This is a genomic window from Mesorhizobium sp. WSM3879 (genome assembly GCF_002294915.1).
In the GTDB taxonomy this organism is placed as follows: Bacteria; Pseudomonadota; Alphaproteobacteria; order Rhizobiales; family Rhizobiaceae; genus Mesorhizobium.
This window is the reverse complement of the sequence record NZ_NSFZ01000004.1, coordinates 333,136-353,029: the sequence shown is the minus strand read 5'-3', so window position 1 is coordinate 353,029 and position 19,894 is coordinate 333,136. Positions and strand designations below refer to the sequence as shown.

Genomic DNA, 19,894 nt, shown 5'->3' with positions numbered 1-19,894 from the left:
GGGAGGAGGCGCAATGCTGGAATTGAGGAACGTGACGAAGACGGTCGGCGCGCAGGAGCATATCCGCGATGTGTCGCTGACGCTTCAGCACGGCTCGCTGAATGTCCTGCTCGGGCCGACGCTTTCCGGCAAGACCAGCCTGATGCGGCTGATGGCCGGGCTCGACGCGCCAACTTCCGGCTCGGTCTGGTTCGACGGCAAGGACGTCACCGGACAGCCGGTGCAGAAGCGCAACGTCGCCATGGTCTACCAGCAATTCATCAACTACCCGGCGATGACGGTGTACGAGAACATCGCCTCGCCGCTTCGGGTTGCCGGCATCGAACAGGCCAGGACCGACAAGGAGGTGCGCAACGCTGCGGCACTTCTCAAGCTCACGCCCTATCTCGACCGCACGCCGCTCAACCTCTCGGGCGGCCAGCAGCAGCGCACGGCGCTTGCCCGCGCCATCGTCAAGAACGCCAGCCTGGTGCTGCTCGACGAGCCGCTCGCCAATCTCGACTACAAGCTGCGCGAGGAGTTGCGCGCCGAATTGCCGAAGATTTTCGCCGCGGCGGGCACGATCTTCGTCTATGCCACGACCGAGCCGCACGAGGCGCTTTTGCTCGGCGGCAACACCGCGACGCTTTCGGAAGGTCGCGTCACGCAGTTCGGCCCAACCGTCGAGGTTTTCCGCAAGCCGGTCGACCTGGTGACGGCGCGGACCTTCGCCGACCCTCCGCTCAACACCATTGTGCTCGCCAAGAAGGGATCGGACTTCCTTCTCGAAGGAGGCGTGAAGCTGCCGGTGCCGCCCGAACTGCTCGGCATTCCGGATGCCAGCTACACGATCGGCTTCCAGCCGCACCATTTGTCGCTGGAGCGTCCCAACCCCGGCGCCGTGCCGGTGCGGGCCAAGGTCACCATCACCGAGATCACCGGCTCGGAAAGCTTCGTCCATCTCGACTTCGCCGACGCGCGCTGGGTGATGCTCGCGCACGGCATCCTCGATTTCGAGACCGACGACGAGGTCGAGGTGTTCATCGACCCGCGCCACATCATGGTCTTCGACCAGAACGGCCGCGCGGTGACTGCGTCGAAGCTGGCGGCTTGAGGAGGGAGCGATGGCACGCATCGACGTCAACCACATCCGCCACTCCTACCTGACCAATCCAAAGAAGGATTCGGATTTCGCGCTGAAGGAAGTGCATCACACCTTCGAGGACGGCGGCGCCTATGCGCTGCTCGGGCCGTCCGGCTGCGGCAAGACCACCTTGCTCAACATCATCTCGGGGCTGCTCCATCCCTCGCACGGCCAGCTCCTGTTCAACGGCCGGAACGTGACCAATCTGTCGACGCAGGAGCGCAATATCGCCCAGGTGTTCCAATTCCCGGTCATCTACGACACCATGACCGTCTACGACAATCTGGCCTTTCCGCTGCGCAACCGCCGCGTGCCGGAGGCCGATGTCGACCGCAAGGTGCGCGAGACGCTCGACATGATCGATCTCGCCTCGATGGCGAACCGGAAGGCGCGCCGGCTGACCGCCGACCAGAAGCAGAAGATCTCGCTCGGTCGAGGACTGGTGCGCTCGGACGTCAACGCCATCCTGTTCGACGAGCCGCTCACCGTCATCGATCCGCATATGAAATGGGTGCTGCGTTCGCAGCTGAAGCAGCTGCATCGCCGGTTTGGTTACACCATGGTCTATGTCACGCACGACCAGACCGAAGCGCTGACTTTCGCCGACCGCGTCGTGGTCATGTATGACGGCGAGATCGTGCAGATCGGCACGCCGGCCGAGCTGTTCGAGCGGCCGCGCCACACCTTCGTCGGCTATTTCATCGGTTCGCCGGGCATGAATGTGCTTCCGGTTGCGCTCGAAGGCAGGACGGCGTTGCTAGGCTCGCAGCGCATCGAACTGCCGGGCGCACCCAGGGCCGAAGCCGGTCCCGTCGAGCTCGGCATCCGTCCCGAATATGTCCGGCTCGGCCGCGAGGGCATGGCGGTTTCCGTCAGCAAGGTCGAGGATGTTGGCCGCCACAAGGTGGTTCGCGCCAATCTCGAGGGCAAAGAGATCGCCGCCGTCATCGGCGAGGACGATGAGGTGCCGACCGAACCCAGGGTCCGCTTCGATCCGGCCGGCATCAACATCTATGCCGATTCATGGCGCGTCGAGATGGGGGCGTAGATGGAAAAGACCTGGAACAACAAAGCCTGGTTCCTCGTCCTGCCGGTGTTGGTGCTGGTGGCCTTCTCGGCCGTCATTCCGCTGATGACCGTCGTCAACTATTCGGTGCAGGACACGTTCGGCAACAATGTCTTCTTCTGGGCCGGCACCGAGTGGTTCGAGGAGTTGCTGGCGTCCGACCGCTTCTGGGAAGCGATGGCGCGCAACCTGATCTTCTCCTTCATCATCCTGGCGATCGAGGTGCCGCTCGGCATCTTCATCGCGCTCAACATGCCGAAGAAGGGATGGGGCGTGCCGGTCTGCCTGGTGCTGATGGCGCTGCCGCTGCTCATCCCATGGAACGTTGTCGGCACGATCTGGCAGGTGTTCGGCCGCAACGACATTGGCCTGCTCGGCTACTACGTCAACGCATTCGGCATCGACTACAACTATGTCCAGGATCCGATCGACGCGTGGGTCACCGTCATCATCATGGACGTGTGGCACTGGACGAGCCTGGTCGTGCTGCTCTGCTATGCCGGCCTGGTTTCGATCCCGGACGCCTTCTACCAGGCGGCCAAGATCGACGGCGCCTCGCGCTGGGCGGTGTTCCGCTACATCCAGTTGCCGAAGATGCAGCGCGTGCTGCTGATCGCGGTGCTGCTGCGCTTCATGGACTCCTTCATGATCTATACCGAGCCCTTCGTCGTCACCGGCGGCGGTCCCGGCAATTCGACCACGTTCCTGTCGATCGACCTCGTCAAGATGGCGCTCGGTCAGTTCGATCTCGGTCCGGCGGCGGCCATGTCGCTGGTCTATTTCCTGATCATCCTGTTGTTGTCGTGGGTGTTCTACACCGTGATGACCAACTACGACGCGGAGCGCTGAGATGGCGAGCGCAAACGAGACGACACGCGTAAGCGAAGCGGCGGTCACCGAGGTAGGCAGCACCCTTTCGCAGGACGAGGTGGCGAAGCTGATGCGGCGCCGGGGCGAGGAATCGCGCTGGTGGTGGATTGTGCCGACACTCTACATCGTCGTGCTGCTGCTGCCGATCTACTGGCTCATCAACATGAGCTTCAAGACCAATGCGGAGATCGTCTCGTCGCTGACGTTGTTCCCGCACAATCCGACGCTGGCAAACTACCGCACCATCTTCACCGATGCGTCCTGGTATTCGGGCTACATCAATTCGATCACCTATGTGGTGATGAACATGGTGATCTCGGTGGCCGTGGCGCTGCCCGCGGCGTACGCCTTCTCGCGCTACCGCTTCCTCGGCGACAAGCACCTGTTCTTCTGGCTGTTGACGAACCGCATGGCGCCGCCGGCGGTGTTCGCCCTGCCGTTCTTCCAGCTCTATTCGGCCTTCGGCCTGATCGACACGCATATCGCGGTGGCGCTGGCGCACTGTCTGTTCAACGTGCCGCTGGCGGTGTGGATCCTGGAAGGCTTCATGTCCGGGGTGCCGAAGGAGATCGACGAGACCGCCTATATCGACGGCTATTCCTTCCCGCGCTTCTTCGTAAAGATATTCATGCCGCTGATCGCGAGCGGCATCGGTGTCGCCTGCTTCTTCTGCTTCATGTTCTCTTGGGTGGAGCTTTTGATCGCCCGCACGCTGACGACGACCGACGCCAAGCCGATCGCGGCCACCATGACCCGCACCGTCTCGGCCGCCGGCATGGACTGGGGGCTGCTCGCCGCAGCCGGCGTGCTGACGCTGATCCCCGGCGCGCTGGTGATCTGGTTTGTGCGCAACTATATCGCCAAGGGCTTCGCCCTGGGGAGGGTGTGATCGATGAACCTCGACTTCTCCTGGATGGCGTGGACGTTGCCGACGGCGGCTTTCTTCGGAACCGTATTGCTGCTGCTGGTCGGCATGGCGGCCTGGGAATATGCCTCGCCGGGCGGCAATCCGCGCGTCGGTATCCTGCGCTTCGAAACGACGCGCGGCGACCGCCTCTTCCTGTCGCTGCTCGGCAGCGCCTTTATCCATCTCGCTTGGCTGGGTCTCGTTGGACCCAACCTGTGGTGGGCTCTCGCTCTCTCCGTGGTCTACGCGATCGGCGTATTCCGATACGTATAGAGGGGGAAATAGTTGGAGCGGCCGCGTGCCTGCGGCCGCTCCAGATCGCACTTGCAACCTAAGACTGGAGGAAACACATGCGACGGCAAATTTTTACATCAACGACAGCCATTGCACTATTGCTGGGCGTAGGTAACGCCTATGCCGGTATGGACGAGGCAAAAGCCTTTCTCGACAAGGAGATAGGTGATCTGTCGACGCTTTCGCGCGCCGATCAGGAAAAGGAAATGCAGTGGTTCATCGACGCAGCCAAGCCGTTTGCCGGCATGGACATCAAGGTCGTGTCGGAAACCATCGCCACCCATTCCTATGAATCGCAGGTGCTGGCGCCGGCCTTCTCGGCCATCACCGGCATCAAGGTCACCCACGACACGATCCAGGAAGGTGATGTGGTCGAGAAGATCCAGACCCAGATGCAGACCGGTCAGAACCTCTATGACGGCTGGGTCAACGACTCCGACCTGATCGGCACGCACTGGCGCTACCAGCAGGTGCGCAACCTGACCGACTGGATGGAAGGCGACGGCAAGGACGTCACCAATCCGAATCTCGACCTGAAGGACTTCATCGGCACCTCGTTCACGACGGCACCCGACAAGAAGCTCTATCAACTGCCGGACCAGCAGTTCGCGAACCTCTACTGGTTCCGCTACGACTGGTTCAACGACGAGAAGAACAAGGCCGACTTCAAGGCCAAGTACGGCTACGACCTCGGCGTTCCCGTCAACTGGTCGGCCTATGAGGACATCGCCGCGTTCTTCACCGGCCGCGAAATCGATGGCAAGAAGGTCTACGGCCACATGGACTACGGCAAGAAGGACCCATCGCTCGGCTGGCGGTTCACCGACGCCTGGCTGTCCATGGCCGGCAACGGCGACAAGGGCATTCCGAACGGCCTGCCGGTCGACGAATGGGGCATCAAGGTCGACGAGAATTCGCGGCCCGTGGGCTCCTGCACCGCGCGCGGCGGCGACACGAATGGTCCGGCTGCCGTCTACTCGATCCAGAAATACCTCGACTGGCTGAAGGCTTACGCTCCGGCCGAAGCGCAGGGCATGACCTTCTCCGAATCCGGCCCGGTTCCGGCGCAGGGTGGGGTGGCCCAGCAGATCTTCTGGTACACCGCTTTCACCGCCTCGATGGTCGACGCCAGCGCCAAGGCGGTGCTGAACGACGACGGCACGCCGAAGTGGCGCATGGCGCCGTCGCCGCACGGCGTCTACTGGAAGGACGGCATGAAGCTCGGCTACCAGGACGTGGGTTCCTGGACGCTGATGAAGTCGACGCCGACCGACCGCGCCAAGGCCGCCTGGCTTTACGCCCAGTTCGTCACCTCAAAGACCGTCGACGTGAAGAAGAGCCATGTCGGCCTGACCTTCATCCGCGAGAGCACGATCCACGACAAGAGCTTCACCGAGCGCGCTCCGAAGCTCGGCGGCCTGATCGAGTTCTACCGCTCGCCGGCCCGCGTGCAGTGGTCGCCGACCGGCACCAACGTGCCCGACTATCCGAAGCTCGCTCAGCTTTGGTGGCAGGCGATTGGCGATGCGTCGTCGGGCGCCAAGACCGCGCAGGAAGCGATGGACTCGCTTTGCGCCGAGCAGGAAAAGGTCATGAGCCGCATCGAAAAGTCGGGCGTCCAGGGCGATATCGGCCCGAAGATGGCCGAAGAGCATGATCTCGAATACTGGAACAAGGACGCGGTCTCGAAGGGCAACCTTGCGCCGCAGTTGAAGATCGAGAACGAAAAGGAAAAGCCGATCACCATCAACTACGACGAGTTGGTGAAGAGCTGGCAGCAGCAGTAACTGCATGACGCAGGCCCGCGAGCCTGTGTAGGAAATGCAGGGGAGGCGGCTTGGCCGTCTCCCCTGTTGCATGAGAAGTGGAGGGACGGAATGAGCGGTTTTGTGCTGGCCATCGACCAGGGAACGACCTCGACCAGGGCGATCGTCTTCGACAGCGAAATGAAAGTCGCCGGCACGGGCCAGCAGGAATTCACGCAGCATTATCCGGCTTCCGGCTGGGTCGAGCATGATCCGGAAGACATTTGGGCAAGCGTGCTCGCGACAGTGAAGGCGGCGCTGAAGGCTGCCGGTTGCGCAGCATCGGATATGGCCGCGATCGGCATCACCAACCAGCGCGAGACGGTGGTCATCTGGGACAAGGCGACGGGAAAACCGATCCACAACGCGATTGTGTGGCAGGACAGACGAACCGCGCCGCTTTGCCAGAAGCTCAAGAAGCAAGGGCTGGAGAAGACGTTCACGAAAAAGACCGGGTTGCTGCTCGATCCCTATTTCTCCGGCACCAAGATCGCCTGGATGCTGGACAAGGTGAAGGGCGCGAGAAAGCGCGCCGAGAAAGGCGAATTGCTCGCCGGCACGATCGACAGTTTTCTCATCTGGCGCCTGACCGGCGGCAAGGTACACGCCACCGATGCCACCAACGCCTCGCGCACGCTGGTCTACAACATCGAGAAGAATGTCTGGGACGACGAGCTGCTGTCCATCCTGAACATACCGGCCGCGGTCCTGCCGCAGGTGAAGGACTGCGCCGATGATTTCGGTGTCACAGAAAAGAGCCTTTTCGGCGCCGAGATGAGGATTCTCGGGGTCGCCGGCGACCAGCACGCAGCGACCATCGGCCAGGCCTGTTTCGAGCCGGGCATGATGAAGTCCACCTACGGCACCGGCTGCTTCGCGCTGCTGAACACCGGCGCCGATCTGGTGCGCTCGAAGAACCGGCTCTTGACCACCATCGCCTATCGGTTGAACGGCAAGACCACCTATGCGCTGGAGGGCTCGATCTTCATTGCGGGTGCCGCCGTGCAATGGCTGCGCGACGGCATCAAGGTGATCGGCAAGGCCGAGCAGAGCGGCGCGCTGGCGGCGACCGCCGATCCGGCGCAACAAGTCTATCTGGTGCCGGCCTTTGTCGGCCTGGGCGCGCCGCACTGGGACGCGGATGCCCGCGGCGCGATCTTCGGCCTGACGCGCAATTCAGGCCCGGCCGAGTTCGCGCGCGCGGCGCTCGAATCCGTCGCCTTCCAGACGCGCGACCTGCTCGACGCCATGCGCAAGGATTGGAAGGGCGCTTCCGCCAAGACCGTGCTGCGGGTCGACGGCGGCATGGTCGCATCGGATTGGACCATGCAGAGGTTGGCCGACATCCTCGACGCGCCGGTCGATCGCCCGACCATCCTGGAAACGACCGCGCTGGGTGCCGCCTGGCTTGCCGGATCCAAAGCCGGCGTGTGGCCGAAGGCGAAGGAGTTTGCCAAGACCTGGGCTCTCGATAAGCGCTTCAAGCCGGATATGGACGCCGCCACCCGTTCCGCCAAGCTGAGTGGCTGGCGCGACGCAGTGCGCAGGACGCTGAGTGTGCAATGAGGGGCGCGGGAGACACGGCAAGGCGAGGGGGCATGAAGCATCCGGACTGGTACCCCGCATGGCGTGACGAGGCTTTCGACCAACTGAACGCCAAGAACCATCGTTTGGAGGATGAATTCCGCCTCGGCAGCTGGCAGCGCTACGACTATGACTTAACCACCGGAAAACTGCTTTTTTCGGCAGATGGTGTCGTCAAGGTGGTCGCTCACATACAGATTGCCGGCTCTACAAGCGCCAAGGCGGACAACTGGCTATGGGCTTGGGCAAATTCAAATTTGCCGGGCGATCTTCTCAGCGACGCCAAACTGGTTCGGTCATTCGGCGAGGAGAAGGGCATAGACGAACTGGCGCAGGCTTATGTGCTCGACGTGGCCGATGACCTCGAAGCGCTTGGTTGGGGACTGACCGGTGCCATGGTTCGGATTTGCAACGCGCTTGGAGCCTATCGCTCACCCCGAGGGGAAGGCGGGGGCCTGTACCTGATATTGAAAAGCGTCAACTGGGCCAGCTGAACGAACAGAGAGCCCGTGCCTTGCGGCACGGGCTCGGTCAACGACCCTGGATACTGACTGGAGGCTGTCAGTAGGGCGAAACGCACTGCTGACGCGGGCCGTTGTAGGGCTGGAAAGTGTTGTCCGAGGCGCGATAAGACCGATAACGGTCATAGCACCACTGCACATGCGCATCGCCGCCACGATAGACGCGGTTCTGGCTGTTGATGATGGCGCCGGTAATCAGCGCGCCGGTGGCGAAGGCAGCGAGCGGGAACCAATAATCGCCATGCCGGCGATAGCCGCGGCGATATTCACGGTAGCCGCGATGGCCATTCCAGTAGACGACGCCGTCGCGACGCGAGAAATCGCGGTTGAAGCTGCGGTGTCGTCTCCAATCCCGATACTGCACGGTCTGGACATCCGACCAGAGGCCCTGGGATTGTGGCACATAAGCTGGCTGAGCGTTGACCGGCACCACCTCCGCCGCGATGAACGACGCCGAGAGGGCGGCTGCCATCAGGCCTGATGCGATCCTTTTCATCGATGTACTCCTCAAGGGTTTGGTAATCGTCCCTGTGTTGCGAAACGGGTCTGGGTTGCAATGGTTCCCGCTTCCCCATCAACCTGTTGTTATCGTAGGGCTTTCTGAAGCAGCCCGGGTCCGGGTGATTGGCGGAGGCACCGAAAGCTTCTCCCGGGCACCTTAACCGCTCCTTTGGAATCCGTTCAAAATCCGCCTTGGAAGCTGGTGTTTTTCCGGTTGACCGGTCGCGGCACTCTCCCTATGTTCCGCGCAATTTCGAGGGCGGTGTTTTGAGCCCGCGGGAGCGCGTAGCTCAGCCGGTAGAGCAACTGACTTTTAATCAGTAGGTCATGGGTTCGAATCCCATCGCGCTCACCAAATTTCCAACCCATTTCAACGAGATAAGGTTTCGACTTCGAGACGGCAGACCGCTTCTCACGCCCCGGCTTATCTGTGGCTGCCAGATTCGTGATTGGCACCGAGAAAGCCCGGCAGCCGAAACGACCCGACCAGGTGGCATTTGGTCTTCCTGTCTCGTTTCAGGACGGGAATGCTTGGCATCGGCTTTGCACCGCAGACATGGCCGGTTTGATCCCCGGCAGCTCGTCGGGCTTGAAGGCCGTTGTTGGGGGCCTCGCCCGGCGAGTTCTTCCCAAAGCGACCCTGTCGGCGCCGCTGCTGCCTTCCGCCTAGGCTCAACAGCCTTCCGTGAATTCTGACTGCCAGGTTCCGCAAGATCGCTTGCGGCGAGTCCCTCATGCTCGGTATGCGGCTTGCGCGGGCAGGACGGTTGCGCGATGCTGCCGTTGGGGAGTGGTGTCGCAATATCGATTCTGTGGAATCACCACTATGTTCGTTGACTACTATGAGCTGCTCGAGATCAGCCCGAACGCGAATTCGGAAACGATCGAGCGGATATTTCGTTACTTTGCCATGCGCTACCATCCCGACAATCGGGATACCGGCAATGAGTCACGCTTCAGCGAAATCGTAGAAGCCCATAATACGCTCAAGGATCCAGTCAAACGCGCCCAATACGATGTCCAGTATAGAGACCATTTCAGCGTTCGCCGCGAGCTCGCCGAAGAAGCCAGCGATGCCAAAGGGCTTGAACGGGACGTTGTCATCCAGGCCAAGCTGCTGTCGCTTCTCTATGTAAAACGTCGACAGGACGTCAACAATCCTGGCATCGGCGATGAAGAGCTCGAACGCTTGTCGGGCTGCCCGCGAGAACATCTGGAATTTCATCTTTGGTATCTGAAGGCAAAGAGCTGGATAGCAAGGATCGAAAACGGGATGTTCGCGATCACCGTAGACGGCATCGATCGCGCCAATTCAGAGCATCGCCGTGAAACCGTCGCAACCAGGCTGCTGGATCATGCAACTTGACGATGCCCTCTAATACTGCCGGCTGATCGGTTGCTTTTACATTCGCGAATGCTTGTGTTCGAATTCGCCGGGGCCATGGTTGCCCGGCGAGTAGGATCGATCCGGTGTGGGCCGGCCGCGCCATGCCTGGTTCCGTGCAACCTGGCAGGTAGCGTCAGGATGGCGGCCCAAGGGGAGGATAAATTGCCCGAGAAGAAGGTGATTGCCGTCAAAGACTGGACTTGCGCCATGAGTGACGAACTCGGCCGCGTGGCCCTGACCGTCAATCCGACAGACGGTGAGCCGATCCTGGTCTTGCTGACGATCTTTCAGGCGGCAAAGATGGGGCGCGAGCTGCAGTCGCCGAAACGCGTTCAGTTTTCCATCTAACTGGGGATCGAGACGTCGGCAAAGGCTGGAGCGGCACCCCAACCTTGTCGCCAGGCGGGGTGGCGGCTAAGCTCGATCCTTCCCGAAGGAGAGCTCGACCATGGCACTTGACCTTTCGGTGGATGCTTCAGCCGCCAAAGCGGCGACGCTGCCTGGCAAATATCTGTTTGGCCCGGTCGCCGATTTCCTCATGCTCGGCGGCAGCGCGTTTCTGATCCTGCCCACCCTGTTCCTGGTGCCGCTCGAATATGAAGGCCTCGTCGCTGCAACCATGGTCGTCGTGGCATATCTGGTCAACTACCCCCACTTCGCCCACTCGTACCAGATTTTCTATCGCAATTTCGGGCGCAAGGTGAGGGGCAACGGATACGAGAAGAGCCTGCAGCTTCGCTATATTTTCGCGGGCATCGTCGTCCCCCTGATCATGGCCGCGTTCTTTGCATATGGCGCGGCAAGGGCGGACACTCGGCTGCTGGGATACGCAGCCAACGCCATGTTCTTCTTCGTCGGTTGGCACTACGTCAAGCAAGGCTACGGCATGCTGATGGTCGACGCCGTGCTGAAGCGTAAATTCTTCGACGATCGTGACAAGAAGGTGCTGCTGGTCAACAGCTATGTCGTGTGGATCCTGGCATGGCTCCAGACGAACACGGCGGTGACCCAGGGGAAATATTACGGCCTGGAATATTACACATTCGCGGCCCCTTCCTGGATAACCAACATTGCCCTGCTGGCGGCCGTCGCCTCGACGGCGGCCACGGTTCTGATGCTGATCAACCGCTGGCACAGAAATGGTCATGCGCTGCCGTATAACGGCATCGTAGCCTATGTCGCGTCGCTCTATCTGTGGATCCTGATTGCGAGGATAAACCCGCTCTGGCTGCTAGTGGTGCCGGCGCTCCACTCGCTGCAGTATCTGGCCGTGGTCTGGCGCTACCAGACGAACGTCGAGCGCGACGTCGCGGATGCCGCACAAAATCCGCAACCGAAGGTACTGTCCTTTCTCGGACCTCTCTACAGGCTTAGGGTTCTGGGATTCATCGTCGGGGGTGGTGCGCTCGGATATCTCGGCTTCTGGCTTATGCCGATGGCGATGACTGCCTTGATCCCCTACGACAAGCAAGTCCTCGGGTCCTCGCTGTTCTTCTTCATCGTGCTGATCTTCATCAACGTGCACCACTATTTTCTGGACAACGTGATGTGGCGCCGAGGCAATCCTGAAGTGTCCAAATATTTGTTCCGCTAACGCTGAAGCCGCAGGTCGGAGCAGCAGCCGGGTTCACGCCACCAGCGACACGTTCCCGCCGGCATGGCGCTCGAGGCGTCCGGCGAGGTCGAGCTCCAACAGCACCATGGCGATCTGCGCGGCGCTCAAGCCTGTGTGGCGGATGATCTCGTCGACCGCGATCGGCGTCGGGCCGAGCGCTTCCAGCACGTCGGCGCGTTCGTCGTCGCCGGGCGGCGGCATTGCCGACAAGTCGGGCGCCTCGGCGAGCGGCATGGTCCTTGGCGGGCGAGTGCCAGCCAGCGGTGCCAGCGCGCCCAGAATGTCGGCCGCTTCGGTGACGAGCGTGGCGCCGTCCTTGAGCAGCGCATTGCTGCCGGCGGCACGCGGGTCGAGCGGCGAGCCCGGAACCGCGAAGACCAGTCGGCCCATCTCGCCGGCCAGCCTGGCGCTGATCAGCGAACCCGAGCGCTGTGCGGCTTCGACCACGACGAGCCCGAGCGCAATGCCGGCGACGAGGCGGTTGCGGCGCGGGAAATCCTGCGCTCGCGGCTGCCAGCCGAAGGGCATTTCCGAAACGATGGCGCCGCCGCGCTCGGCGATGTCGTCGCACAGACCGGCATTTTCCGGCGGGTAGGGCACATCGAGGCCGCCGGCCAGCACTCCGACCGTGCCGGTCGAAAGGCTCCCCTGATGCGCCGCGGTGTCGATGCCGCGTGCGAGGCCGGAGACGATGGCGTAGCCCTCGCGACCGAGGTCGCTCGCCAGCATTCTCGCCATCTTGATGCCGGCGAGCGAGGCGTTGCGGGCGCCGACGATCGCCACCGCAGGGAGACGGAACACCGCGCCTTCACCCTTCACCGCCAACAGCGGCGGCGGGTTGTCCAGGGTCTTCAGCAAAGCGGGATAGTCTGCTTCGCCGATGCCGACGAACCGGGCGCCGGCGCGCCGGGCCGCTTCCAACTCCGCCTCGGCTTCGCCGGCGGAGGGAATGCGAGCGATGCGGTTGGCGCCGCCCGAGATCATCAGCTCGGGCAGCATTTCGAGCGCGGCTTCGGCCGAGCCGAAGCGATTGATCAGTTCGCGAAAAGAGGCAGGGCCGACGTTCGGCGTGCGGATCAGGCGAAGCCAGGCAAGCCGTTGCCGCTCGCTAAGGCGCGGGCCGGTGACCGGAGCACTCACCCCTTCGCCCCGATCTTGCCCTCGGTGCCGGCGAGCAGCCGCGAGATGTTGGCGCGGTGCTTGACGAAGACGATCAGGCTCATCAGCGCGAACAGGCCGGCGATCTGAGGCGTGCTGATGAAGTAAAGCGCGATCGGCACGACCACCGTCGCCGCGAGCGCCGCGAGCGAGGAGTAGCGGAACAGGAAGGCCATGGCGAGCCAGACAACGGCGAAGACAACCATGCCCTGCCAGGCAAGCCCGAGCAGCACGCCGAGGTAGGTGGCGACGCCCTTGCCGCCCTTGAATCCTAGCCAGACCGGAAAGAGATGGCCGAGGAAAGCGCCGAAGCCGGCGAGCAGTCCGAAGTCCGGCGAGAAATGTCCGGCGATCAGCACTGCCGCGGTGCCCTTCAGCGCATCGAGCAGCAGCGTCGCAGCGGCGAGCCCCTTGTTGCCGGTGCGCAGCACATTGGTCGCGCCGATGTTGCCTGAACCGATCTGGCGGACATCGCCGAGACCGGCCGCGCGGGTAATCAAAAGCCCGAACGGGATCGAGCCGAGCAGGTATCCGAAGATCAGTGCGAGCCCGTAACCCATTGTCCCCCACCTATTTCAGCCGATCCAGCTGCTTCCGGCTTTGGTCGATTGATGTTCAGGCCGAAAACACTGTGCGGCCCGCTACCATGGTTTGCAAGACTTTGCCCTGAAGGCGCGCGCCTTCGAAACAGGTGTTCTTCGACCGCGAGTGCAGGCCGCTCTCGCTGACGATCCAGGGCTCGTCAAGATCGACCAGCGCAAGATCGGCCGCGGCACCCGGCTTCAGCGTGCCGCCGGGCAGGCCGAACAGTCTTGCCGGCGCGGTGGACAGGGTCTCAACCAGCCTGAGCAGCGGCACATCGCCATTGTGGTAGAGCCGAAGTGCTGCGCCAAGCAGCGTCTCCAGCCCGATCGCCCCGGCGGCGGCATCCGCGAAAGGCAGTCGCTTGGTATCGACATCCTGCGGGTCGTGCGAGGAGACGATGAGATCGATCGTGCCGTCCTTGATCGCCTCGACCATCGCCATCCGGTCGTCCTCGGCGCGCAAGGGCGGGGTGAGCCGGAAGAAGGTGCGGTATTCGCCGACATCGTTCTCATTGAGCGACAGATTGTGGATGGCGACGCCCGCCGTGACATTGGCGCCGTCGGCCTTTGCCCGGCTCACCGCGCCAACCGCCATCGCAGTCGAGATCTTGGCGGCGTGATAGGCGCCGCCGGTCAGCCGCGCCAGCGCCAGGTCCCGCTCCAGCGGGATGAGCTCGGCCTCGCGCGGGATGCCGGAAAGGCCGAGCCAGCTCGCATAAAGGCCCTCGTTCATCACGCCGGCCGAGGCAAGGTCGGCATCCTGGGTTTCATGCGCGATCACGCTACCGAAATCGCGGGCATAAGTCAGCGCGCGGCGCATGACCAAGGCGTTGGCGATCGTGTGTCGACCATCGGTGAAGGCCACGGCGCCGGCTTCGCGCAGCAGGCCGAACTCGGTCATCTCGCGGCCGTCGAGACCCTTGGTGATTGCCGCCGCCGGGAAGATGTTGACGCTTGCCGTGTCCCTTGCCGTGCGCAGCACGAATTCGACCAGCGCCACATTGTCGATCACCGGATTGGTGTCAGGCATCATGACGATGGAGGTGACGCCGCCGGCTGCCGCAGCGACGCTTGCCGAGGCGATGGTCTCGCGGTGCTCACCGCCGGGTTCGCCGATGAAGACGCGGGCATCGATGAGACCCGGAATAATCGTCTTGCCGGCGCAGTCGATGACGACAGTGCCTTCGGGCGCGCCTTGGTTCAGCGCCGCCTTGCCGGCGGCGGCGATCCGGCGGCCGTCGACGATGACGGCGCCGATCTCGTCGACACCGCGCGAGGGGTCGACGATGCGGGCCTTGTTGAAGAGCGTCACGCTCATGCGCCGCTTCCCTCCTGGTTGCGGCGCGGATCTAACAGGGCTTGCATAACCGCCATGCGCACGGCTACGCCCATCTCGACCTGTTCCTGGATGACGCTCTGCGGCCCGTCGGCGATCTCCGAGGCGATCTCGACGCCGCGGTTCATCGGCCCGGGATGCATGACCAGCGCATCCTCCTTGGCCGCTTTCAGCTTCTCGGCGTCGAGACCGAAATAGCGGAAATATTCACGGATCGACGGCACGAAAGCGCCTTCCATGCGCTCGCGCTGCAGGCGCAGCATCATCACGACGTCGGCGTCCTTCAGTCCTTCCGCCATCGAGCGCGACACGATCACGCCCATCCTGTCGATGCCCGCGGGCAGCAGCGTCGAGGGTGCGACCACCCGCACCTGCGCGCCGAGCGCGTTCAAGAGCATGATGTTGGAGCGGGCGACGCGCGAATGCAGAATGTCGCCGCAGATCGCCACGATCAGCTTCGACAGCGGTCCCTTGGCGCGGCGTATGGTCAGCGCGTCGAGCAGCGCCTGCGTCGGGTGCTCATGCGCGCCGTCGCCGGCGTTGACCACCGAGCAGCCGACCTTTTGCGCCAAAAGTGCTGCCGCGCCCGCCGACTGATGGCGGATGATCAGGATATCCGGACGCATGGCGTTGAGCGTCATGGCGGTGTCGATCAGCGTCTCGCCCTTCTTCACCGAAGAGCTCGCCACCGACATGTTCATGACGTCGGCCCCGAGCCGTTTTCCGGCGAGCTCGAAGGACGATTGCGTGCGGGTCGAGGCCTCGTAGAAGAGGTTGATCTGTGTCCGGCCGCGCAGCGTCGAAGTCTTCTTTTCAGATTGCCGCGAGATCGAGACGGCCCGGTCGGCGCGATCGAGCAGCAGCTCGATATCAGCGGGGGAAAGATCGCGGATGCCTAGAAGATGGCGGTGAGGGAACAGCGGCAGGGACGAAGCGTCGGTCATCTCAAGGCGCTGCTATAGGGTGCGGTCAGGCCAGCCGCAAGCGCCAGCTTTGGATTGCGCGCGTTCTCCCCGGTATTTTCGTCGCGCGCCTTGCATTGCTTGGCTATAAGGCCCGATGGCTTCGGATTCGCGACCGCGGCCTTGAGATGGTAAGGACCTCTCTGCCAACTGAAGGATTGGGCGTGACCGACGAGGTGATCAACCAGCCGCCGCCACTGACGGGCGGCAACGCATGGCGGGGCGATCCGTTGCTCATCCAGCTTGCCGAGCGTTTTTCCGATTCCGTCCGCAAGGATCTGGACGGGCTCGGCAGGTTCGTCATGACGCAGGAGGCACAGGAACTTGCCCGGCTGGCCAACACCGACACACCGAAGCTCAGGACGCATGACCGCCAGGGCCGACGCGCCGATCTGGTCGAATTTCATCCCGCTTATCATGCGCTCATGCGACGCTCGGTTGCCGGCGGCCTGCATTCCTCGGTTTGGGAAAACGGCGATGCCGAGATCGGCCGCCGGCATCAGGTGAGGGCGGCGCGCTTCTACCTGACCGCGGAGCTTGAGACCGGACATCTTTGCCCCATCACCATGACCAGCGCTTCGCTGGCGGCGCTGATGGCGAGCCCAAAGCTGTTCCGCGAATGGGCGCCGCGCGTGACAACGCGCAAATACGACCAGAGCCAGAAGCCGCCGGTGCAAAAGACCGGGCTTACCCTCGGCATGGGCATGACCGAGAAACAGGGCGGCACCGACGTGCGCGCCAATGTCACAAGAGCCGAGCGCGCGGGAAACGGCTTCTATCGGCTGACCGGGCATAAATGGTTCATGTCGGCGCCGATGTCCGACGCCTTTCTCGTGCTCGGCCAGGTGCCGGAGGGGCTTTCATGCTTCCTGGTTCCGCGCATTCTGGGCGACGGCTCGGGCAATGGCTTCCGTTTCCAGCGCCTGAAGGACAAGCTCGGCAACCGCTCCAACGCCTCGTCGGAGGTCGAGTTCGCCAATGCCATCGGCGAGATGGTCGGCGAGCCGGGCGCCGGGATCAAGACGATCATGGACATGGTCACGCTGACCAGGCTCGACTGCGCCGTCGCTTCGTCAGCGCTCATGCGCGCCGGGCTGGCCGAAGCCGTCCACCACGTGCGCCATCGCCAGGTGTTCGGCACCAGTCTGGTCGATCAACCGCTGATGCAGCGGGTCCTTGCCGACATGGCGCTCGACGTTGCCGCCGCGACGGCGCTGTCGTTCCGGCTGGCGCGTTCCTTCGACGAGGCGGCGAGCGATCGCGGCGAGGCGGCCTTTGCCCGCGCCATGACGCCGGTGGTCAAATACTGGGTATGCAAGATCGCGCCGGCCTTGCTTTACGAGGCGATGGAGTGCCTCGGCGGCAACGGCTATGTCGAGGAAGCGCCGCTTGCCCGCTATTACCGTGAGGCTCCGGTCAACGCGATCTGGGAAGGCTCCGGCAACGTCATGGCGCTCGACGTGCTGCGTGTGCTTGGCCGCGCGCCAGGCCTGTTCGAGGAGGTGCTGGCCGGCATCGACCGCGACCTCGGCGCCGGCGGGCGGGGCACCATCAGCGTGCTCAACGCGGCCATGCAGGTGGCTTCGACCGACCAGGGCTCTGCTCGCCTGCTGACCGAACAGCTGGCGCTTTCGGCGGCGGCGGCGGAGCTGCGCCGGCTGGGGGCAGGGCGGATCGCCGACGCCTTCGTCGAAACAAGACTCGGCGGCCAATGGCGCACCACCTACGGCATGCTCGATTCGCGCCATGACGCGCGCATGATCATCGACACGCTCTACCCGCCACTGAGCTGAGCAGCCTGAAAGGCGTTCGATCGCCGGCCTGTGGATTGTCGTTAACCTTAACGAATGGTTTCCATTGCGGGGAGGCTTCGCGGAGCCCACTCTGTCCACCGGAGTAGGGAAATGTTAACCATGGCGATCCCGTGCTCCCCTAGGCAGGAAGCGCATGCGGCACGTTTTGACATCATTTCTGGCCTTGCATTGGGCGCTCGTCTTCGCCCTGCTGGCCTACATCTGCATGGATGGCAATCGCGGCATCGCGTCGGCGCTCGGCGTGCTTGGCGTCTCGCTGCAAAGCAGCCGTTTCCCGGATCTCGATCATGCTCTCGTCGTGGCGCCGCTCGCGGTCGCTATGCTGATCGTCGCGCTGCTGTTCTGCTGGGCCTTCGTCGAGACGCTGCTCAACATCGCGACAAGGCCGGATGCGGGCGATACGGTAGTGCGAATAGCCTTCATCTCCTCCTCCTTCCTGCTTTCGGTGATTCTCGTCGGCGGCGCCGCGCAAGGCATCAACGGGTTGTTCATGGTCGTCGCCATCCAGATGACGGCGCTGCTCGCCTCTTATGTCGCGGTGCTCGCCGAGCGACGCTCGGCTCTCGCCGCTATGACCTTGCATGAAAGCGAAGCCCGCCTGGTTTCCCATCGCATGGCAGCGGGCGTCGCGCACAGCTCGCTCCTGTCCCGCATCTCCAGCCGGCCGGAAACCAGACCCGGAGGTCGCCGCTGATGCGCGCCTTGTTCGCATTCTGGGCGGCTCCGCTGGTCCTGTTCTGGGGCTGGTTCTTCCTGTCTCTCAACGACATCAATTTCGGCTACGTGATGCTCAGCCGCCAATTGCACGACCTGGTCTTCCAACTCTACGGCCAGATGCTCGGCGTCGATCCGGGAATCATCCCCGGTATGGTGGCGCGGGCCTGCGTGTTCGACAGTTTCCTGCTGCTCGGGCTGGTGGCATTCCGCCGCCGGCGCCAAATCGCCGAATGGATCAGGCGGCGCCGGGAAGGCCCTGTCAGCCCCGATCAGCTCGGTCGAGCGACTGGAGTCGGTCCAACGCTCCCTGCAGAATAAAGGCCGCCGCCGCCGAATCGATCTTGCCGGCGCGCTTCTTGCGCGAGAAATCCATCTCGATCAGCGTTCGTTCCGCCGCGACCGTCGACAGCCGCTCGTCCCACAGCACGAAGGGCAGGTCGGACAAGGCGGCCAGGTTGCGCGCGAAGGCGCGGGATTTCTGGGCGCGCGGTCCTTCCGATCCGTCCATGTTGACGGGAAGGCCGAGCACGATTGCGCCGACATTGTCCTTCTCGAGCTGAGCCAGCAACTGGGCGGCATCGAGCGAAAACTTCTTGCGCAGGATGACCGGGCGCGGATGCGCGAAGGACAGGCTTCGGTCCGACACCGCCACGCCGATCGTCTTGTCGCCCAGATCAAGCCCGGCGAGCGTGCGGCCGCCCGCGAGAAGTGCCGGCAATTCCTCAATGCTTATGATGCCCAACAGCTCGTCCTGGTCAGTCTCCGCGCGGCTTTTTGATCGGCCGCGGACTTTCAATTTGCTTTCGGCGTTCTATCCTTTGGCAACGAGAAAATCGAGGAATCCCTTCAATGAAACTGACCTGGTATGGACATTCGGCATTCCGCATCGAGACCAAGGACGCCAACATCCTCATCGACCCGTATCTGGTCGGCAATCCGTCATGGACGGGCGGCTGGGAAAATCCAGCCGAAGGGGTGACGCATGTTCTTCTGACCCATGGCCACAGCGATCATATCAGCGGCGCCGCCGAGGTGCTGAAGAAGAGCGGCGCCATGCTTGTCGCCAATTTCGAGATCTGCATGTATCTCGTCGGCAAGGGCGTCAGCGATAAGAAGATAAATCCCGGCAATATAGGCGGTACCGTCGATTGCGGTCCCTTCACCACCACTTTCGTCCAGGCTTTGCACTCCTCTTCGTTCGGCGGACAAGACGGTACCAACACCTATCTCGGCAATCCGGGCGGGCTCGTGCTGCATTTCCCGGAGGACAAGACGCTCTACCACATGGGCGACACCGACATTTTTTCCGATATGGGGCTGATCAACGAATTGCATGAACCGAAGATCGGCATCGTGCCGGTCGGCGATCGCTTTACCATGGGCGGCGCGGTGGCTGCCCTAGCCTGCCGCCGCTTTTTCCGCTTCGATACGGTCGTTCCCTGCCATTTCGGCACCTTCCCGATGATCGACCAGACCGCCGACAAATTCGTCGCCGGCATGGAGGGATCCGGGGTCAAGGTGGCGCTGCCCGAGATCGGCAAGGCGATCACGATCTAGGCGTTCGCCCTATGTAGTAGGGTACACTACCTAGAGCGGCGCCCGAAGCACCGCATCCCGGTCGGCGGCATGATCTATGTTGCGCCGCAAGCG

The 19,894-nt window shown here is 63.0% G+C and carries 21 protein-coding genes and 1 tRNA gene; 16 read left to right on the top strand and 6 right to left on the bottom strand.

Features of this window, described 5'->3' with window-relative positions; all coding sequences use genetic code 11:
* Positions 1–13 precede the first annotated feature (13 nt).
* From CK218_RS11670 to CK218_RS11635, 8 genes are all read left to right on the top strand, one after another.
* Complete coding sequence (locus tag CK218_RS11670; RefSeq protein WP_095827793.1) at positions 14–1,093, top strand: ABC transporter ATP-binding protein; 1,080 nt, start codon at positions 14–16, stop codon at positions 1,091–1,093.
* 10 nt (positions 1,094–1,103) lie between these two features.
* The gene (locus CK218_RS11665; RefSeq protein WP_095827792.1) at positions 1,104–2,171 is read left to right on the top strand and encodes an ABC transporter ATP-binding protein; all 1,068 of its coding nucleotides are present in this window, start codon (positions 1,104–1,106) and stop codon (positions 2,169–2,171) included.
* On the top strand, positions 2,172–3,038 hold the full coding sequence (locus tag CK218_RS11660; RefSeq protein ID WP_066992534.1) for a sugar ABC transporter permease: 867 nt from the start codon (positions 2,172–2,174) through the stop codon (positions 3,036–3,038). It begins immediately after the preceding gene.
* 1 nt (position 3,039) lies between these two features.
* Positions 3,040–3,948: a carbohydrate ABC transporter permease gene (locus CK218_RS11655; protein WP_066992537.1), complete on the top strand. Its 909-nt coding sequence runs from the start codon at positions 3,040–3,042 to the stop codon at positions 3,946–3,948.
* Positions 3,949–3,951: 3 nt separating this feature from the next.
* The gene (locus tag CK218_RS11650; RefSeq protein ID WP_067319787.1) at positions 3,952–4,239 is read left to right on the top strand and encodes a DUF2160 domain-containing protein; all 288 of its coding nucleotides are present in this window, start codon (positions 3,952–3,954) and stop codon (positions 4,237–4,239) included.
* A 77-nt stretch (positions 4,240–4,316) separates the two neighbouring features.
* Positions 4,317–6,047 carry an ABC transporter substrate-binding protein gene (locus CK218_RS11645; protein ID WP_066992542.1) on the top strand — a complete coding sequence of 577 codons (1,731 nt, stop codon included), beginning with the start codon at positions 4,317–4,319 and terminating at the stop codon, positions 6,045–6,047.
* 90 nt (positions 6,048–6,137) lie between these two features.
* Entirely contained in the window at positions 6,138–7,631 is a 1,494-nt protein-coding gene (gene glpK, locus CK218_RS11640; protein ID WP_067319790.1) for a glycerol kinase GlpK, read from the top strand.
* 32 nt (positions 7,632–7,663) lie between these two features.
* Complete coding sequence (locus tag CK218_RS11635) at positions 7,664–8,143, top strand: DUF6882 domain-containing protein (RefSeq protein ID WP_067319793.1); 480 nt, start codon at positions 7,664–7,666, stop codon at positions 8,141–8,143.
* Between the two features lie 67 nt (positions 8,144–8,210).
* Here the strand turns inward: CK218_RS11635 and CK218_RS11630 are convergent, their stop codons facing one another.
* Positions 8,211–8,666, bottom strand: coding sequence for a BA14K family protein (locus CK218_RS11630; protein ID WP_095777749.1), 456 nt, complete (start codon positions 8,664–8,666; stop codon positions 8,211–8,213).
* A gap of 284 nt (positions 8,667–8,950) precedes the next feature.
* Between CK218_RS11630 and CK218_RS11625 the strand changes: the two genes are divergently transcribed.
* From CK218_RS11625 to CK218_RS11610, 4 genes are all read left to right on the top strand, one after another.
* Positions 8,951–9,026 (top strand) — tRNA-Lys (locus CK218_RS11625).
* Positions 9,027–9,497: 471 nt separating this feature from the next.
* Positions 9,498–10,037 carry a J domain-containing protein gene (locus CK218_RS11620; RefSeq protein ID WP_095827791.1) on the top strand — a complete coding sequence of 180 codons (540 nt, stop codon included), beginning with the start codon at positions 9,498–9,500 and terminating at the stop codon, positions 10,035–10,037.
* Between the two features lie 183 nt (positions 10,038–10,220).
* Positions 10,221–10,406, top strand: coding sequence for a hypothetical protein (locus CK218_RS11615; protein ID WP_066992556.1), 186 nt, complete (start codon positions 10,221–10,223; stop codon positions 10,404–10,406).
* Between the two features lie 100 nt (positions 10,407–10,506).
* On the top strand, positions 10,507–11,652 hold the full coding sequence (locus CK218_RS11610) for a hypothetical protein (protein WP_095827790.1): 1,146 nt from the start codon (positions 10,507–10,509) through the stop codon (positions 11,650–11,652).
* 33 nt (positions 11,653–11,685) lie between these two features.
* Here CK218_RS11610 and dprA read toward each other — a convergent pair whose 3' ends face one another.
* Genes dprA through CK218_RS11590 form a run of 4 tightly spaced genes read right to left on the bottom strand, consistent with a single transcriptional unit; the run spans position 11,686 to position 15,695 of the window.
* Positions 11,686–12,813, bottom strand: coding sequence for a DNA-processing protein DprA (gene dprA, locus CK218_RS11605; protein ID WP_095825355.1), 1,128 nt, complete (start codon positions 12,811–12,813; stop codon positions 11,686–11,688).
* Positions 12,810–13,391, bottom strand: coding sequence for a glycerol-3-phosphate 1-O-acyltransferase PlsY (gene plsY / locus CK218_RS11600; protein ID WP_067319814.1), 582 nt, complete (start codon positions 13,389–13,391; stop codon positions 12,810–12,812). The genes dprA and plsY overlap by 4 nt, the downstream gene beginning before the upstream one ends.
* A 55-nt stretch (positions 13,392–13,446) precedes the next feature.
* The gene (locus CK218_RS11595; RefSeq protein ID WP_095827789.1) at positions 13,447–14,733 is read right to left on the bottom strand and encodes a dihydroorotase; all 1,287 of its coding nucleotides are present in this window, start codon (positions 14,731–14,733) and stop codon (positions 13,447–13,449) included.
* On the bottom strand, positions 14,730–15,695 hold the full coding sequence (locus CK218_RS11590; protein ID WP_066992572.1) for an aspartate carbamoyltransferase catalytic subunit: 966 nt from the start codon (positions 15,693–15,695) through the stop codon (positions 14,730–14,732). The genes CK218_RS11595 and CK218_RS11590 overlap by 4 nt, the downstream gene beginning before the upstream one ends.
* A 182-nt stretch (positions 15,696–15,877) precedes the next feature.
* Between CK218_RS11590 and CK218_RS11585 the strand changes: the two genes are divergently transcribed.
* The 3 genes from CK218_RS11585 (at position 15,878) to CK218_RS11575 (ending at position 18,562) form a co-directional block, all read left to right on the top strand.
* Positions 15,878–17,506 carry a DNA alkylation response protein gene (locus CK218_RS11585; RefSeq protein ID WP_095827982.1) on the top strand — a complete coding sequence of 543 codons (1,629 nt, stop codon included), beginning with the start codon at positions 15,878–15,880 and terminating at the stop codon, positions 17,504–17,506.
* A gap of 154 nt (positions 17,507–17,660) precedes the next feature.
* Positions 17,661–18,221, top strand: a complete 561-nt coding sequence (locus CK218_RS11580) for a hypothetical protein (RefSeq protein WP_095827788.1) — start codon at positions 17,661–17,663, stop codon at positions 18,219–18,221.
* Positions 18,221–18,562 (top strand): DUF6105 family protein, encoded by a 342-nt coding sequence (locus CK218_RS11575; RefSeq protein WP_066992578.1) that lies wholly within the window; start codon positions 18,221–18,223, stop codon positions 18,560–18,562. The genes CK218_RS11580 and CK218_RS11575 overlap by 1 nt, the downstream gene beginning before the upstream one ends.
* On the opposite strand, the gene ruvX is transcribed toward CK218_RS11575, so the two are convergent.
* Positions 18,504–18,986 (bottom strand): Holliday junction resolvase RuvX, encoded by a 483-nt coding sequence (gene ruvX, locus CK218_RS11570; RefSeq protein ID WP_095827981.1) that lies wholly within the window; start codon positions 18,984–18,986, stop codon positions 18,504–18,506. The two genes, CK218_RS11575 and ruvX, sit on opposite strands and share 59 nt — an antisense overlap.
* Before the next feature lie 107 nt (positions 18,987–19,093).
* Between ruvX and CK218_RS11565 the strand changes: the two genes are divergently transcribed.
* Positions 19,094–19,801 (top strand): metal-dependent hydrolase, encoded by a 708-nt coding sequence (locus CK218_RS11565; RefSeq protein WP_095827787.1) that lies wholly within the window; start codon positions 19,094–19,096, stop codon positions 19,799–19,801.
* Positions 19,802–19,894: the final 93 nt, after the last annotated feature.

Bases quoted from the DNA above. Each gene is read 5' to 3' on its own strand.
- CK218_RS11670 (WP_095827793.1), top strand. From the start codon at position 14: ATGCTGGAATTGAGGAACGTGACGAAGACGGTCGGCGCGCAGGAGCAT.
- CK218_RS11665 (WP_095827792.1), top strand. From the start codon at position 1,104: ATGGCACGCATCGACGTCAACCACATCCGCCACTCCTACCTGACCAAT.
- CK218_RS11660 (WP_066992534.1), top strand. From the start codon at position 2,172: ATGGAAAAGACCTGGAACAACAAAGCCTGGTTCCTCGTCCTGCCGGTG.
- CK218_RS11655 (WP_066992537.1), top strand. From the start codon at position 3,040: ATGGCGAGCGCAAACGAGACGACACGCGTAAGCGAAGCGGCGGTCACC.
- CK218_RS11650 (WP_067319787.1), top strand. From the start codon at position 3,952: ATGAACCTCGACTTCTCCTGGATGGCGTGGACGTTGCCGACGGCGGCT.
- CK218_RS11645 (WP_066992542.1), top strand. From the start codon at position 4,317: ATGCGACGGCAAATTTTTACATCAACGACAGCCATTGCACTATTGCTG.
- glpK (WP_067319790.1), top strand. From the start codon at position 6,138: ATGAGCGGTTTTGTGCTGGCCATCGACCAGGGAACGACCTCGACCAGG.
- CK218_RS11635 (WP_067319793.1), top strand. From the start codon at position 7,664: ATGAAGCATCCGGACTGGTACCCCGCATGGCGTGACGAGGCTTTCGAC.
- CK218_RS11630 (WP_095777749.1), bottom strand. From the start codon at position 8,666: ATGAAAAGGATCGCATCAGGCCTGATGGCAGCCGCCCTCTCGGCGTCG.
- CK218_RS11620 (WP_095827791.1), top strand. From the start codon at position 9,498: ATGTTCGTTGACTACTATGAGCTGCTCGAGATCAGCCCGAACGCGAAT.
- CK218_RS11610 (WP_095827790.1), top strand. From the start codon at position 10,507: ATGGCACTTGACCTTTCGGTGGATGCTTCAGCCGCCAAAGCGGCGACG.
- plsY (WP_067319814.1), bottom strand. From the start codon at position 13,391: ATGGGTTACGGGCTCGCACTGATCTTCGGATACCTGCTCGGCTCGATC.
- CK218_RS11595 (WP_095827789.1), bottom strand. From the start codon at position 14,733: ATGAGCGTGACGCTCTTCAACAAGGCCCGCATCGTCGACCCCTCGCGC.
- CK218_RS11590 (WP_066992572.1), bottom strand. From the start codon at position 15,695: ATGACCGACGCTTCGTCCCTGCCGCTGTTCCCTCACCGCCATCTTCTA.
- CK218_RS11580 (WP_095827788.1), top strand. From the start codon at position 17,661: ATGCGGCACGTTTTGACATCATTTCTGGCCTTGCATTGGGCGCTCGTC.
- CK218_RS11575 (WP_066992578.1), top strand. From the start codon at position 18,221: ATGCGCGCCTTGTTCGCATTCTGGGCGGCTCCGCTGGTCCTGTTCTGG.
- CK218_RS11565 (WP_095827787.1), top strand. From the start codon at position 19,094: ATGAAACTGACCTGGTATGGACATTCGGCATTCCGCATCGAGACCAAG.